Origin of the sequence: Alteromonas sp. P256 (assembly GCF_036864455.1) — a bacterium.
GTDB lineage: Bacteria > Pseudomonadota > Gammaproteobacteria > Enterobacterales > Alteromonadaceae > Alteromonas.
The window spans coordinates 88,634-105,475 of record NZ_JAZETM010000007.1 but is presented as its reverse complement, the minus strand read 5'-3'; the positions used below and the strand labels follow the sequence as shown (position 1 = coordinate 105,475).

General features: G+C 44.4%; 9 protein-coding genes. 1 reads left to right on the top strand and 8 read right to left on the bottom strand.

Features of this window, described 5'->3' with window-relative positions; all coding sequences use genetic code 11:
• The 5 genes from V7R39_RS12315 to V7R39_RS12295 form a co-directional block, all read right to left on the bottom strand.
• Positions 1–2,001: a PEGA domain-containing protein gene (locus tag V7R39_RS12315; RefSeq protein ID WP_334030999.1), complete on the bottom strand. Its 2,001-nt coding sequence runs from the start codon at positions 1,999–2,001 to the stop codon at positions 1–3.
• A 10-nt stretch (positions 2,002–2,011) separates the two neighbouring features.
• Positions 2,012–3,463, bottom strand: coding sequence for a hypothetical protein (locus tag V7R39_RS12310; protein WP_334030997.1), 1,452 nt, complete (start codon positions 3,461–3,463; stop codon positions 2,012–2,014).
• Positions 3,464–3,485: 22 nt separating this feature from the next.
• Positions 3,486–4,739, bottom strand: coding sequence for a hypothetical protein (locus tag V7R39_RS12305; protein ID WP_334030995.1), 1,254 nt, complete (start codon positions 4,737–4,739; stop codon positions 3,486–3,488).
• A 21-nt stretch (positions 4,740–4,760) separates the two neighbouring features.
• Entirely contained in the window at positions 4,761–5,315 is a 555-nt protein-coding gene (locus V7R39_RS12300; RefSeq protein WP_438823542.1) for a hypothetical protein, read from the bottom strand.
• Positions 5,316–5,548: 233 nt separating this feature from the next.
• Positions 5,549–8,890 (bottom strand): amidohydrolase family protein, encoded by a 3,342-nt coding sequence (locus V7R39_RS12295; protein WP_438823543.1) that lies wholly within the window; start codon positions 8,888–8,890, stop codon positions 5,549–5,551.
• A 643-nt stretch (positions 8,891–9,533) separates the two neighbouring features.
• On the opposite strand from V7R39_RS12295, the gene V7R39_RS12290 reads away from it, so the two are divergent.
• Complete coding sequence (locus V7R39_RS12290; protein WP_334030991.1) at positions 9,534–11,900, top strand: sensor domain-containing diguanylate cyclase; 2,367 nt, start codon at positions 9,534–9,536, stop codon at positions 11,898–11,900.
• 271 nt (positions 11,901–12,171) lie between these two features.
• On the opposite strand, the gene gorA is transcribed toward V7R39_RS12290, so the two are convergent.
• The 3 genes from gorA to V7R39_RS12275 all read right to left on the bottom strand — a co-directional run bounded on the left by gorA (position 12,172) and on the right by V7R39_RS12275 (position 16,835).
• Positions 12,172–13,518, bottom strand: coding sequence for a glutathione-disulfide reductase (gene gorA / locus V7R39_RS12285; protein WP_334030990.1), 1,347 nt, complete (start codon positions 13,516–13,518; stop codon positions 12,172–12,174).
• Between the two features lie 182 nt (positions 13,519–13,700).
• Positions 13,701–15,008: a response regulator gene (locus V7R39_RS12280; RefSeq protein WP_334030988.1), complete on the bottom strand. Its 1,308-nt coding sequence runs from the start codon at positions 15,006–15,008 to the stop codon at positions 13,701–13,703.
• A gap of 162 nt (positions 15,009–15,170) precedes the next feature.
• Complete coding sequence (locus tag V7R39_RS12275; protein ID WP_334030986.1) at positions 15,171–16,835, bottom strand: sensor histidine kinase; 1,665 nt, start codon at positions 16,833–16,835, stop codon at positions 15,171–15,173.
• Positions 16,836–16,842 lie beyond the last annotated feature (7 nt).

The following is a 16,842-nucleotide window of genomic DNA, read 5'->3' as shown; positions in this document are numbered from 1 at the left end:
TTAGTTTTCATACCTTGCTATGCGAAAACCAATGTCATCTTGTGGGCTAGTTTCGCCACTTCTCACACTGGCTCTTATATTTTTTAGTCTGCCTATTTTGAACGAGGCGCCTTTGACAACGTGCTTACTGCCATTCATTGGGCCCAAGTAATCCACTGCCGTGCCACTAGTTTGAGGGGGTGTTACAGAATACACATCATGCACCCACTCACGAACGTTGCCGTCTAAATCAAAAAAGCCACCGCGCTCAGCATCAAACGAACCCACTGGCGCTGCATTGGCAAACCCATCGTCGTAGTCTTTTAAAATAAAGGTTTGTTTGCCCTTTAACGAGGCATCGGCAAAGTTGCCTTGTTTGTCTCGTATTCGTTGCTGATTTCCCCATACAAAGGTAGTAGGGGAGGCTCTTCGATTCATTTTGGCGATAAACTCCCACTCGGCTTCTGATGGCAGTCGGTAGCCTTTCGCGTTAGCGTTAATGCCCACGACGCGCTTGCCCTGCATCAGATAAAAAGGTGTAAGCCCCTCTTTTTCGCTTAGCCAATTAGTAAAGGCTGCCGCGTTTTCCCAAGAAACGTTAGTCACAGGCTGCTTGCTGCTTTTGGCCTGTCCTTGGCCATTATTTTGACCACTAAAAGCAGCGTATTGACCTTGAGTAATTTCGTGCCGCGATACCCAAACTTGCCGTGAGAAATCCACAGTCAGCTGATGCTCATTTCGCTTTCGGTTTTGCTCATTAGGTGGCGAGCCCATTGTAAACTCCTTAGGAGACACTAGCGCCAGCTGAATGCCTAAGGAAGATACAAATAAAGGAGTGCCGTCTCGGCGTCTGGCATCAAACTCTGTCAGCATTTCTGCGTTTACGGTAGTGAGCTTGTTGTGAGTAGGCGTTATGCTTTTTTCTACCGTTCTATAGCCTCTTCGCTGAAAAGATACCCGAGTTGGAAGGGTTTGAAGCTGAAGGCGCAAGGGGGTTTCACCTTTTTTTACGCCATCAATAACTACCTGAGACGTAATCGATGAGGTAATACTGACGTCGCCCATTTCACGGGCTAACTCAAAGCGAATGTTTCTTTGTTCCCCCGGGGTGAGCGTTACACGCTCACGTTGTGGCATAAAACCGGGCTTTTCATACGTTATTACGTGGGTAACATCAGCGTTTACGCTAGCATTCGACTTTGCTGGCTTACCATTGATACTAATAACTCCCCCAGCTGGTGCTACGTCAATGGCAAGCTCTGCCTGCAACAGTTGAAGATTGTAATCTCGACGGGGTGACAGACGTTGGTTGCTAACTTCAATAGCATCATGTAACGGCTCAAATCCATCTTTTGTTACTGACACATCGTAGCGGCCGCCAAACTTAGCGATTGTTAAAGGGGTATTGCCTACGGTCTCACCGTTTATTGAAACGGCTGCGCCACTGGGTAGTGAATTTATAATAATACTACCTTCAACTGGCTCTAGCGTTATTTTCTTTTCAATCACCTCGGCTTTGTCTGCAGTGACGCTCAGTGCAGCTTTACTGAAGAAAGGATGAACCGCAGATATATCGTATTGCCCTTCCGGCAATTCGGTTTTTAATACACTCGCGACCGCTATTTTTTCGCCGTTAATATACCAACTAATATCTGACAACTCGGGCTTAGTGGAAATAGTTAATGTGGCAGGTAGCGGCACAAGCTCTACCTCGATGGTGCTGGGCGATTGACTGTTAACAGTAAGTTCGGTTGGCCTATACTTAGGTGCCGATACCGCAACATCCGCAGAACTTCCAATCACATACAGTTTGTCGCTAATAAAAAAAGCATTGCCGTTAAGCACAGAAAACTGAGGCGCTTTTGCAGCATCTTCAGGATAAACAGCAAAGGCATACCCTTTGGTTAAAAATAGCCAACTAAAATAGATGGCTATAATAATCGACAGCCCAATAAGGGAAATAATCGCTACGCTTTTTCGGCGTCGTTTTCCCTTGGCAATGGCTTCATCAATGCTACTCAAAATGGTTTCCTTATACTTTTTCTGTGCAAATGATGTGTACAGATAAATCTGTAGTCAAAGGTGTGACCTGAATATTTTCGATAACAGAGCGGTATCCTTCACGGCTTCCTTCTAGGCGGTATGTGCCCGGCTTGAGCTGGATAGTTTTAGTTTTTACTTCCCCGACTATGCCAACGCCTAATACTTTTATGTAGGTATCGTTATCTGAGGTGATAGTCACGGCCCGTGGTGTATTTACGTCGTCTATCATTTTTTTGAGTGTGTCTGCTTGTGCTCGTAGCTTTCCACTCTGACTAAAATAAGGCTCTGCATTTTTTAATGCCAGCATGGCAGCCTGCTTTATATTGCTATCTGCTAAGCGCTCAGGTCTTTGTTGAAAGTTTGCGATTTGTCGACGACTTTCAATAATTGCTTTTGCATTTTTATCAGCCTTCAAAAGTGAGGTGCTGGTGGGAAATTGAGTTAACCCTTTAGCGGCAAGCAGCGATACGGTCTCCCACTCATCTGCGCTTATAAAAATAGCCACTTGCTCCTCAGCCTTATTAAGGTTTTCACCAGCAATAAGTGTTTTAAGTCGCTGGGAAATAACTCTCACTTCTTCGCTGTTTGCCTTAATGGCAGCAGCGTCGGTTAATACCCGATTAGCAACGGCATAATTTTTATCCTCTATAGCTCGATTTGCTTGTGCTAATAAAGAGGCAAATTGAGTATCCGTCTGCTGCTTATTCAGTGCCGCAAGCGCCAGTGAGGCGTCCTCTCTGAGTGGATCGAGCTTTACGATGGTAGCGTAGGCTTGTTGCTGCTTAGTAATATTGTTTTCAATTTTACCTATTCGAGCTTGTTCATAGGCATCCTGAACTTGCTCAAATACGTCTATGCGCTGCTGAAGGGTATTAGCTAACGGGTATTGAGGGTTTATGGATAACGACTCTCGATTTAAATTAAACGCAGTGCCGTTGTCGTTTTGATTAAACGCGGCCAGTGCTTTTTCATAAGGTTGGGTATAAGCTAATTCAAACGCGTTTAGCAAAGCACTACTGTCATCATCTATCTCATTGATAAGCTGTTCCACACGGGCATAATTAGACGAAGCATACTCATTAAAAGCTTCGTCGAGCTTATTCTTTACAGTCGTTGCCGCCTCACGAAAGCGCTCTGAATAGCTGACGCGAGCAGACAGTGCTTCTATCTGCTCTTTGGTTTTGCTCAATGCAACTTGTAAGGCTTTTCGCTGCGCTTCACTAAAAACTTTTTGGCTTGCCTCGATAGAAGAAGGGGAGGACGTCGTGTCATTTTCATAGCGAGGATCCCGCTCTTCGGTTGATGTCACCGGTAACATAAAAACGAGAAACCCACCCACAGCGATAACAACAATTAACACTAACGCGCTAAGCAAAGACTTTTTAATTATTGCTTTCTTTTTTGCGCGACTTTCTTCTATCGCTTTTTCTACGCTTTGCATAGGCTTCTCGTTTATGCAGCGCTTAAAGCGCTGTCTTCGGAGTGGCTTCCATATCATAAATGTCTTTTAACTTAGCGCGCAGTTGATAGTACTGTTCGCTCGCCGTGCCCTGTAGTTCAATGCGTTGATTGTCAATTTCAACGATTTGGTCGGCGACTTGTATATCCAGGTTTTGCCCCATTTCGTCGAACAAATCACGCTGGGCATGCAGTTCCTTATTAGTTTGAATTGCCTGGCTGAGCGAACCGATAGCGGCAATGCCAGCACCCGCTGCAGCTACTTGTCCCGCTGTCGAGCTTGAGTTTGACCCAAGTAGAACAGAGGCAACAGCAAACAGTCCCGCAGTTACTTGCTTGGTGGTACGCTCGGCTTCTAATTCGCGTATTTTCTTTGCTTCAGGCAAGGTTTCCTTTTGATATTTTCTGTATGCTTCCTCAGTGGTCACCCAAAAAGAGTCGTAAGTTTCTTGCAGACTATCTATAAACTGTTCGTCTTTTGCTTGAATGGCACGAACGCGACGTAGCATAGGGTCGCTTTCAGATGGGGCACTCACTAATTCAATTGTGCCTCTGCGGCCTTGTTCAAGATACTGCCCGAAGCTTTCTGGGCTGTACATTTGAGCGTAGCGAAGGTCAGAAATGGTTTGTACTTCTTTTTTATAGGCCTCAGATTTTTCTTTCAGCAGGCCATATACAAATTTAGCAATGTCGTCAAAAACAGGACCATTCGGATTTTCACCACGAGACATGGCGTCTCTGTACCATCCTTCGCTTACCCTATATTCAAACTCCTCTTCGCCCCAAACGGTGTTTTTGGCGTCCATCACTTTTACACCAATTTCTACCGTTTCAGTATCTGAGTAGTTAATGATTCCAAGTACATAAACGTCTGCTAATGCAGAGGCGTCGGGAGTTACATTGATACTGCCGAAGGATTTTGTTTTACCCAGCGCTTCTTTAGTCGCTACGGCAAAGCGATTCGCTTCTAAGCGTCGGACTTGAGGCCAAATACCTTCTTCTTCAATTTCGTCATAGTCAATGCTTCCATCGCTTTCAGTAGGAAAACCCGGGTCGAAGATCGGAACCGCAACATCCATAAAAATAGAAGAGTTGTAGTTATACGAGTTAGACGATGAACCTAATGGCTGCCCTGAGCCTGGACCTACCATAGAAGGCCCTACGCTAGAGACCTTAGTTTGTGTTGAGCCACAACCGCCTAAAAATAAAAGCGAGGCGGTAGCTACCACGGTAATTAATTTTTTATTTAATGAAGACATTTCCTTTCCTTCTTCTTAGTGTTATTTACAGCCGTATTGTTCTTTTAATTCTTTAAAGTGTGTTTTTTCCGACTCAGTGGTTGCACCTTGTAGCCCGGTATTTACCGCGTCGCACACGGCAGAACTTCCGCCTTGCGAGGGGCCACCAACGGTGGTTTTCGACGTCGCCGAGGTCGATTTAGTGGACGAGGCTTGGGAGTTGGTTGATGCAGACTGTGCATTGGATTTTTCCGCACTCTCACCTGAAGTGCCTGCTCCCGCGCTGCCGGTACCGTTTGCGCCAAGTGCGCCTGATCCGCTACCAGCAACACTGCCCGCGGCATCAGCAATACCTTGCGCAGCAGATTGTGCGGCATTGTTCATGCACTCTTCGGTTTGATCAAGTACGCTAAAAAGAGACTTATCCATAGCCTCAATTTTTTCTGCCTCAGTCATTAGAGAGGTGTCCTGTTCGCCGAAATCTATGAATGAACAGTCTTGAAAATAGATGGGGGTGCCTTCTGCTTGCCCAAGCTTTGATATGCATAAAAGAACGACAATAATGAGAATACTGGGAACATTTCGATTCACGTTCATAAGTCCTTTTAAGATTGAAAGCCAAAAGCTGTAATAAAAAGGTGTGATAAGTAGAAAAGCGATACTTTTACTCACTCATTACTTATAGCACTTTTTACGCGTCTAAAAAACAGAAGGGCAAATAAAAAGCCAGCGACTCGAGGAATCACCTCATTCATCGCTGGCTTTTAAGTGTTACAAATTATGACGGGCTATATAGCCCGTCAGTTGGCGCTAATTATTTCTCAGAAAAATTAATGCTCCCAATGGAAATGGTGCGCTTTTGCTTCAACCGCATCAGCCGTTGCTTGTGGCATAAAGGTGGCGTTGTCTTGCTCGAAAAAGAATGGCTCGCGCTTTTTCTTACTACCCATTTCATTCATTGTTGCCGACTCATAAATACGGCCATTTAGCACGGTATATTCAACATACTCACTCTTTTTGATGTCGCTGAGTACATCGCCATTTATTACCACTAAGTCTGCTAGTTTTCCGGCTTCAATACTGCCTAAGTCTTTCGACATACCTAAGTGTTTGGCACCGTCAATAGTACCACCGCGTAATGCTTCCCAAGGAGTAAAGCCGCCTTGTTGCATTATCCACAGCTCCCAGTGAGCGGCCAAACCTTCACGCTGCCCGTGAGCACCAATATGCACACTTACTCCATTGTCGCGAAGCTCTTTCGCGTAGCTAGCCACGTTTTGATGGTTATATTGATTTTCTGGTGCGCTCGGTCTGCGAATAGCACGTCTATCTAATATGGTTGACGGGGTATAACGCAGTAAGCGAGGGTTTTTCCACACTTGTGTTTTGTCATACCAGTATTCCTCGCCCATCATTCCGCCATAAGACACAACGAACGTGGGGGTGTAACCAAATTCTGTGGCTTTCCAAAGCTGAGTTACGTCGCTGTACCCTTTTTCCACCGGTAGGCTGTGCTCTAAACCTGTATGGCCATCAACGAGCATGGTTAGGTTTTGCTGGAACTTACCGCCGCCCTCAGGCACTACCATCATTTCTTGGTTTTTAGACGCCCATAACACCTGTTGACGTTGGTCACGACGTGGCTGGTTATAGCTTTTGACTGAAATCGCGCCTGCCTCTTTTAAGCGCTCAACGTGGAAGTAAGCATCGTCATAATCGTTAATGATGGCTTTGTATCCTAGTCCCTCTGCGCCATATAAAATGGTGCCGGTAGAGTAAATACGTGGCGCTACAATTTTACCTTTGCGCTGTAGTTCAGACGCTGCAAATATTTCAGTAGTGTCGTTTGACGGATCGTGAATAGTGGTGACACCAAAAGACACATTCGAGTACTGACTCCAGTTTTGCTGTGGAATGATTTCATTTCTTCCCTGCGAACCGTGAGCATGAGCATCGATAAGGCCTGGAATAATGGTTTTTCCACTGGTATCTATTTGCATCGCGTCGGCAGGAATCTCGATATCGCCTCGCTTACCGACAGCTTCAATGCGGTTGTCTTTAATAAGCACAATACCATCTTCAATAACTTCCTGGGTGTTATCGGCATCGCGCATGGTGACCACTTTGCCGCCTACCAGTGCTTTATACCCTGATGGTTTGTCAGCGTCGGTAGAGAACGACAGGTCCATGCCCTGTGCCACTGGCTCTGGTAATGTGTCTGATGCTCCGTCAACGAAGGCGAAGGCTTCATCAAGAGAGCGCTTAAACAGCGTCGGGCCGTTAAACCAGCTTAGTGTTTTATTGTCAGGCGACCACGTTAGATACTCTCCAGCACGGCTTGAAAGCTGTGTTACTGGAAGTGAGGTCATGTCTGGACCAATGGTAATTTTCTTGCCATTATCAACAAACGGCGCCACATACGTTTTGAACTGATAGACAAAGGCAATCCACTTTTTATCGTGAGAAAGTTTGTACTCACTTACCTTAGTACTGCCGTATAGGTGAGTTCGCTTGTCATTGCCTTTAAGGTTTACACTCGATAGCTGCGTTTCGTAATAGGCTTCACCGCCCGCAGACTCAGTAAAGTAAACCCGTTCGTCACCGCCTGCAAAGTGGGCATTATACCCACCGTCGGTCACCTTATTGACGGTATCTTCTTCAAGGTCAGCCACGTAAATACCTGGCTCTACAGAGTATTTAGGGTTAAGCAAATAGCCACCCGTAAATTTACGGAAAAGCACTTTTTCTCCATCTTCAGAGAATGATGGCTCAATGTAATGGCCCGGTTGTTCGGTAACGACTTTGCCTTTACCGCCTCTCGCTGACACTATGCGAACGGTACCTAAATCTTGGTCGTCCCACGTTGTATAGACCACTTTTTTACCGTCGTTAGAAAAACGTGGGTAAAACTCGTCGTGGTCGCTTTGCTTGGTTAAACGCTTAATGTTGCCCGACTTCACGTCGCGAACGTACAGCTTACCTAGTGCTTGAAACAAAACGGTTTTGCCATCGGGTGACATTTGAGACCAGCGAATCATATTGACATCAAACTTGTCTGGAGCCACGTCAACGTCGAAACGAAGGGCGTCGGCGTATTGCACTTTGGCGTCTACACTAATTTCAATCGTCGATGTGCTTTTGTCAGCAATATCGATGGTGTGGAATTTTCCGCCTGTCCAATACACGATTTTAGAGCTATCGGGCATCCAGTCGAAATACGCGAAGTAGCCTTCGGAACCAAAGCCTTCTTGCATATCTCTTTCAAGTTCCAGTGTGAGGGGCGTTTCAATTCCCGTTTTAACGTCTTTTATAAATAGCGCAGTTCTGTCTTTCACGCGGCGAACAAACGCAATGTACTTGCCATCTGGTGACGGAGTAGGGACAACTGCACCGCCAGTACCGCTGATATATCGGCTTTCTTCACCGGTTTCACGATCAAAACGGGTAATGGCAAAGATGCCTTCTAGCGGGTCGCGATTATATTCAAAGCGGCTGCCAGGAACGGTGTTTTCTGTGAAGTAGATGTATTTGCCGTCATGGGAAAAAACAGGGTCTGCAATGTTTTGCTGGTCGCGCTTTCCGCTGTTTCTCGCTTTAATTTGCAGGCCGTCACCGCCTGACTTGTGATACATCCAAATCTCGCCCGCAGGAATACTGCGACTCGACATAATACCTTTTGTTACCACAAGGTATTCGCCATCAGGGCTCCATTTAGGGGAGTGAATAAGGTTGTTCTTCTCACTCGTCACTTGATGAAGGTTTTCGCCATCGATATCCATAATCCACACATTACTTAGGCCATCGCGGTCTGAAATAAAGGCGACCTGCTTACCGTCTGGCGATATGGAAGGATGAATATTCCATGCAAAGTCTTGAGTAAGTGGCGACGCATCACCGCCATCGATATCGACTCTATATAGGTCGCCAAGCATATCGAAAACCATAAACTTGCCGCTAGGTGCCACATCGAGGCTCGACCACGTGGTTTCAGTGGTGCTAATTGCCACCTCGTTTAGCGCATAGGGCGGGTTATTAACATCCCAGTTTTCCACATCGTAGCCGTTTTCTTCTTTGCTCTGAGACGTAGCTTCCTGTGCAAAGGTAGGAGCAATGCCCGATGCCAGCATCGCTGATGCGATGAGACTCAGTGATAATTTTTTCATTGTATTTATTTCCAACTTTTTATGTCGTTAGTTTTTATAGTGTGCGTGTTGTTGTTTCTTTTTCGTCAGGCCCGTAAACAAGAACAGCATTATTTGTTGATATCATACGTTACAACATAAACGTTATATAAACATAACGCGATTAGTCGCTTTGATTAAATGACGAATGCCCGTTAAAATTAGGTTTACGATGTTTAGCAATATTAAGCGTAGGTCAGTTTCTGCGACCAAATCGGTCTCATCTCTAGTAGCGAAGCTCTCTCTGCCACATGCACTTAGCTATGGGATTTGGCTAAATAATAAAATGGGGCAGTGTTAATTAAGTGTAATGTTAACAGGGAAGGTAGCAATTTAGACTAAAGTATTATGTTATGCAGACTATAAAAAATTCAAAATCTAGCGCAATAGCGGCGAAGCTTTCGTTAAGTATTGAGCGTAATTCAATACCACTCATTGCCGTTAACTAATTAATACGTAAATGCTGAAAAAAAGTCACCGAATCTTTCAAGAACGAGGATTTAGAGCTACAGTCAATAAACAAAAAATGATGTAAAGCAACACGTGTTGGACGGGCTTCTGTTGAAATTAGCAGTTCAAAAAACAGCTATTACAATTTACGGACACGCAGTACGCAAAGTTAAGGAAGCGCATAGTGACTGATATTCAGCACTCTCATTTTAATTTCTCTATGCCGATCTCAGAGAATTATACAGTTATACCTCCGGTGTATGAGCCATGGCTCATTTTCGTGTCTATTCTCATTGCCATTAGTGCATCATACATTGCTTTTGTAACGGCTCATCGTGTGTCGCACAATGAGTTTGCTCGAGAGGCCAACGTCTGGCGTATTTGCGCCGCAGTCTTTTTAGGCATTGGAATATGGTCCATGCACTTTGTCGGCATGCTTGCTTATAAATTCGGCATTCCTATTAGCTACAGCATGCCTATAACACTTTTTTCAATGTTGCCTGCTATATTAGCAAGTTACATAGTGGTGTCTTCACAGCAGTTAAAAAATGTCCCCTTTATAGTGCGATGCATACTTATGGGGGCGGGCATTGGCAGTATGCATTATGTTGGCATGATGGCGATGCAAACGAGCGCAATGATGGTATACGACCCTTGGTTGTTTGGTTTATCAATAGTGGTAGCGGTACTACTCTCTGGCGTGGCTTTGTATGTTGATGAACATCAAAAAGCGACGGTGTCCTCGCTTCATTCAGTACAAACTCTTTATGCCTCAATTATTATGGGAGTTGCCATCTCAGGCATGCATTACATTGGTATGTACGCCATGTACGTTGTCGATACGGGGGCTGCGCATTCCCATGTGGTTAGCACACCGCCAGAGGCGCTTATTCGTGTAGTTTTAGCCGTTGTGATTGTCGCGAGTCTTGCATTACTGGGGCTTATCGAATACCGCTCTCGAGTACTCGCTAGTGCACGCTTAAACAGTGTGTTGAATTGCGTTCAGGAAGGTTTTATTAACTTTGGGGCCGATGGAAAGGTGAACTACATCAATCCAGCGGCCGCGCAATTGTTTGGCATCCAACAGAGCACTGTTTCGCAGCTATACATACATGACTTACTTGTCGATGATGTTGGAAGTCGCTCTGCCATATTAAACAATGTGCTATCGCTGATGGCAGCGCAAACTTCAGAACAAGTGACTGAGCGGCTAACGGGAAGGCACAGCAATGGTGACCGTTTTCCTATTTCGGTGACTATTACGCATGCCGTGCACGCTGAACAAAGTTTTGTGTGTACGGTGCGAGACCTAACCGATTTAAACCGTCAGGAGGTTTTCACCCAAAGTATTTTCGACAACTTACCGCTAGCTATTATCGTGAAACAGGCCACCGATCTCTCTATAGTACATGTTAACGTTGCAGCTCAAAAAATTCTCGGTAAAACAAAGGCAGAGTTAATCGGAGCAAACGATTTTGACATTTTCAATCTCGACGATGCCGCACGTATCACTAATTCAGATACTTCAGTGCTTGATACGCTCACACCCGCTGCAATTGAAGATGAGTCGGTTACAATTGATGGCAAAATCCGCTACTTAACCACCAAAAAGACGCCCATTTTTGGTGGTGTAGATAAAAAAACGCCACGATTCTTATTAACGGTAATTGAAGATGTCACCGACCTTAGGTCTACCCGTCAAGCGCTTGAACGTGCTAATAAACGCATGGCCATGGCGGCAGATGCTGCGCAGATAGGTTTTTGGGAGTGGGATGCCGAGTCTAACGAAATAATTTGGGATGAGTGGATGCATAGGATTTACGAGCTTCCAGATACTCAACAATTTTCTGACTATGAAGACTGGGCCGCAACCTTACACCCGGAAGACTTGCCTGTTGTATCTGCAAAACTGGAGAATGCTTTTGCTGAAAGTGGGGAGTTTCACTCTGAATTTAGAGCATTAACTCCAAACAATGAGGTGCGCTATATTAAAGTGGACGGCGTGTGCGAGGGCACTAAGATGTTTGGCATTAATATGGACATTACGGCAAGAGTGGTCGCAGAGAAGGAAGCGAAGCGCCTATCATTAACCGACGCACTTACCGAGTTGGCGAATAGAAGCGCGCTACTTCAGTATTTTGAACGTGAAGTTGCGAGAAATTTGCGCAACAACACGCTTATGTACTGCCTGTATATCGACTTAGACAAGTTCAAACCGATTAACGATACCTATGGGCACCACGCTGGCGATGAAGTGCTTATTCAGGTTGCAAAACGCCTTGTCGAGGCTATACGTCCCTCTGATTGCGCCGCTAGGGTTGGTGGCGATGAGTTTGTTGTGATATTGAGTGACATTGACAAGCACGAGGATGCTACCCATTTCATATCACGCATACACAACGGTTTTACGGCTCCAATTCAATATGGTGGCGTTGAATTATCAGTTGGTGCCAGTCTAGGAGTATCCTACTACCCTACTGAGGGAGCCACGCTAGATGAACTCCTCAGCGCAGCAGATAAAAAGATGTACGAAACAAAGCGCTCACGTTGAAATTAATTTTAACAATTTTTTTCAAGCATTCGCTGTATTTTCCAAACCATCAGCTCACGCGACGCAATGAAACAAAAAAGCAGCTGCCCAAAGGCAACTGCTTCTAGGCTGCCCAAAGGCAACTGCTTATAGAGGACTTGTCTTTACACTTTGTAAGCCGTAAAAATGCTGGCGTGTAACAAGCGAGATGTAAGTCATTCAGCAAGTTGTGTCACTTTCATTGACTTAGTTACGCAAGGTGTTATTTGCTATTGTCTTGCTAGTTACTGTGCTACATAGTAACAAATTCTTCACCGCTGGTAGGGTGAATAGCTACACAGGCGTCAAAGTCGGCTTTTGTTGCGCCCATTTTTATTGCCACTGCGAAACCTTGTAAAATTTCATCCATGCCGTGTCCAATGCCATGCAACCCAACGACTTTTTCATCTTTACCTGCGCAGATAAGCTTCATTTTTGTCATTTGGCGATGACGGGTTACGGCGGTGTACATAGATGCAAAGCTTGATGTATAAGTTTTAACATTGTCTTCGCCGTGCGCCTCAATGGCTTCAGGCTCTGTCATTCCAATGGTGCCGATAGGCGGATGGCTAAACACCACCGTTGGAATGAGTGAATAATCCATATGTGCATCTTTTTGACCGTTAAATAAGCGCTCGCACAATAGCCTGCCGGCTTTTATTGCAACAGGAGTAAGTTCTGCTTCACCAGTAATATCACCAACGGCATAAATGTTTTTGGCTGTTGTGTTTTGGTATTTATCCACTTTAACCGTACCGGCATCGCTTAGTTCGACGTCGGTATTTTCTAGGCCGATTTTATCGGTAGATGGCTCGCGGCCAATGGCCCAAATTAAGCAGTCTGCTTTTAATTGCTCGCCGTTGGTTAATGATATTGTCAATTCACCATCGTCAGCTTTTTCCACTTTTTCAACGCTGGCGAAGGTGTGTAATTTACAGCCTTCGGTATTGATCATATCAACCAACGTCTCGTGGATGATAGGGTCGAAGTTTCTAAGTGGTGCATGCTTACGTACAACTAAATGAGTTTCGGTACCTAGCGCATGAAGTACTCCTGCCAATTCAACACCAATATAGCCAGCACCTACAACGACTGCGCGCTTAGGCTGCTCTTTTAGGGCAAAAAAACCATCTGAGTCGATACCATAGTGCGCCCCTTCGATATCTGGAATAGAAGGGCGGCCACCTACTGCAATAGTGATGTGGTCTGCCGTGATTTTTTCACCATTTACTTCAATCGTATTGTTGTCAATAAACGTAGCGAAACCGTGAATTAATGTTACGTCATTAGCCGTTAGCACGCGATCGTATGAGGCGTGAATGCGTTCAATGTACGCTTGGCGACTTGCGATTAAACCATCCCAGCTGAAGTGATTCACTGAAACATCAAATCCATATTCTGGCGCGTAACGGTGTACTGCTTCTGCAATTTGAGCCCCGTACCACATCGCTTTTTTAGGAACGCAGCCCACGTTTACACAGGTTCCGCCAATATCTTTTGCTTCGATTATTGCCGCTTTTTTGCCGTGCTTTGCTGCGCGATTAGCAGATGCAATACCACCGCTTCCACCGCCAATAGAAATATAATCAAAATGTTTCATACAAAAGCCTTTTTAGATTCGTTGAGCCAATTCTTGGTCTCTATTCTCACATGAATTTTATGCTAACAACACTCAAAAAGTACTATACGTACAGTACATGCGATAAATATCCATCAACGCGCTAACTTACTAATTGTTATCGTGACGAAACGTTAGAGAGCACTCTATTATTTGGATGCTTGCTATTCGCTTTTTTCCTCTGCGGCATTTTCTTGCTCAATTTCAATTGCAAATGGTTTGCCTTGCTTACGTTCAAAAAGCCTCAATTTGTCGATTGTTACTTGGTTAAAGACATGGCCTTCAGGCAAAATAAGTATATGATTTTCGTTGTATAAATTTTGCGCTAAAACCATGCCTTCCTCTAGCTGAGATGCTTGTAGGGCGGTGTTAAGTATTGGAGAGGAACCTATATCGTCAGCATTGAGGAGTAAGTCTAAAACCTCGCCATCATAGCGCGTGTTGCGATGCTTTTTCATCTCTATTTTTGCATCTTCAGGGCGCATTTCAACTCCAGTGAGGCGACCTGTTATTAATCGCCAGTAGTCTCTTGCTATGGCCACTATTCTTGCGCCTAATGGAATTTCTTTAGCCACTTTTTTATACTGTCCTGAACCATCAAAATGTTCAAACTGTAGCTCAATTATCTCCGACACCTGCTTTAAGTCTTGAGCGGGCTCTAAAATCATCGCTGCTTTTTGAGTTTGTGACAAATAGTCTTTTTGCAATTGATATTTAAGTTTTGCGAAAGGCTCTACGTAGTCCTGTGTGCGAAGGCCTAAAATACCAATTTCACAAATAAGGCCAGCATATTTAATGGTTTTTATGTCGCTTGTTTCTAATTGCGCCATACGCGCAATTTTCGCCGCTAACCTACTAACTTCAATGGCGAACTGGCCGTCAATGTGGGGGTTAATACTGATTACATTAAAAAGTACTTGCTCTAGTGCTAGGCTATACTTTTCAACTCTGTTGAGGGCAATTCTTATTTGTCGCGTTCTTTTTTGAACAACAGTCTCAAGAGTCGCATTTACCTCTTTTAACTTCTTATTTTGTAAGCCTGTTAACGTTAATAATCGAGCGTTCTCTTCTTTTAATCTAACTCGCTCTAGCCCTTCATTGATGACTGAAATGAGTTCTTGGTTATCCCATGGTTTTTGCAAGTAACGGTGAATTTTACCTTGATTTACGGCTTTAATCGTAGATTCAATATCGGCATAGCCGGTGAGGACGACTCTAAAGGTTTCTGGATAGTTCTTAGCAACTTGCTCTAGCAGTTCAGCGCCGGATATTTGCGGCATTTTCATATCCGAGATGATGACATGAACGGGCTGCTTCTCCATAAGCTCTAGGGCTTTTGAGCCGCCATCAGCGAGCAGCAAATTGATGTCCATTGTAAATAGAGCACGTTTAATCGCGCGCAATATATTGGGCTCGTCATCGACAAATAAGACAGTGTATTTCGTCGGCTTTTCTTTATTATTTGCTGTCATAAAAAACGTAATCCTGTTAAAACGCTGCCTCTCACAATGTCGGCATTGCGGTGCCTACGTCGAGTCTTTCTTAATACACTGTTTACTATCACTATACTATCTACTGCTAATAGACTAACCAATTCTTGCCACCTCGACGGCTAGTCAATGCGTAGCCTTGAATTACTGGGTATCCGATTCTTCGCTTTCATCTTTAGGAATGGGTAACGTCAATGTAAACGTGCTGCCTTCATTTTCTGTGCTTGTAACGCTTAAACGACCGCCATGCTCCTGTGCTATTCCAAACGAAATAGACAAACCTAATCCCGTACCTTGCCCCTCTGGCTTTGTTGTAAAAAACGGATTAAAAAGTTTGTCTATATTGGCCTTAGGAATTCCGCACCCCGTGTCCTTTACTCTTAGCTCAACAACGTCGTTAATCGTTACCGTGGTAATGATGATGCTACCGTGCTTACCTGTACTTTCTATCGCTTGGCCTGCATTGATGAGTAAATTAGTGATAACTTGCGAAATTTTGCCAATATTCATTTCAACCAATGGAACTCGGCCTAAATTAGTGTCTACGTTGCAAACGTATTTTAGTTGATTATTGACCATTGCTAGCGTGGTGCGTATGCAATCATTTAAATTACTTCGCTGCATTAGGTCGCTGTCTACGCGGGAGAAAAGTTTTAGTCCTTTTACTATTTCTGTAACGCGATAAAGCCCCTCAGTGGAGTCTTTAAGTAAATCGCCAATATCTTCATTAATGAATTCCATATCTTTATCAATGACTTTTTGCTGTAAGTCGGCAATTAGTGTTGTGCGCTGTGACTCATCCTCGCAGTTAAATAATGCTGTGGTTTGCGCGAACAGCATTTGATAGGTGGCGACATAGTCGCTTAACGTTGAGACGTTGCTACTCACAAAGCCAACGGGATTATTTATCTCGTGAGCAACACCCGCAGCTAACTGACCAACAGAGGCCATTTTTTCTGCTTGTAATAATTGCACCTGAGTCTCTTTTAGGTTTTTGTTTGTCTCTTTAAGCTCAATATTCATTTGGTTAAGTTTTGCGGTTCTGTCTTTTACTTTGTCTTCGAGTAACGCGTTAAACTCTTTAAGCTCATCTTCAAAGCGCTGTCTCTGGCCGTGCTCTTCCCGCAAACGCTCTACTAACTGATTGAAAGCTTCTGCCAAATCACTTAGTTCATCTTTACCGCTAACTTCAATAAAAATATTCTGATAGTGATTATTTTCAATGGCTTCACCAAGGTGTTTAGCACCAGTGTGAAGTGATTGAAGCTGTCTCATCAAGTATGAGCCAAGTAAATAGGACAACAAACCAACGAGCACGAATTCAAGTGCTGCAAGGGTAAGCGTCCAGCTTCTCACTCGCGACACAGAGTCTGTAACCGAGGCGATATTTAAGCCCATTTCTACATAACCATAGCGTGTATCGTTCACCAAAATGGGGGCTCGTGTGTCGTAAATACCATCGTCGGTGTGTGATGCCGATGTATCTTCTTCAAACACGTTTTGCAAAGCGGCAGCATCACCTTTTTCAACATACACTCTGTTGTTCTTGTCCTTAACCCTAACGTAAGCAATATTGGGGTTGGTTAATATTTCCGTGACATCGGCGTCAAGAGAGGAAAGATCGTAACTTAAAAATGCGTTCTTTGTGGTAGAGACAAAAAGCGCCGCACTGGTACTCGCTGATTTCTCAACGGTATTATCAACAAGGTCGTTTAAAAACTGAAATATAGTGACGACTAAAATGATAAGTAGTATTGCGGTTATTGATACCACGCCTGTTATGGTTTTTGTTCGCAATGAAAATCGCACAGTTATT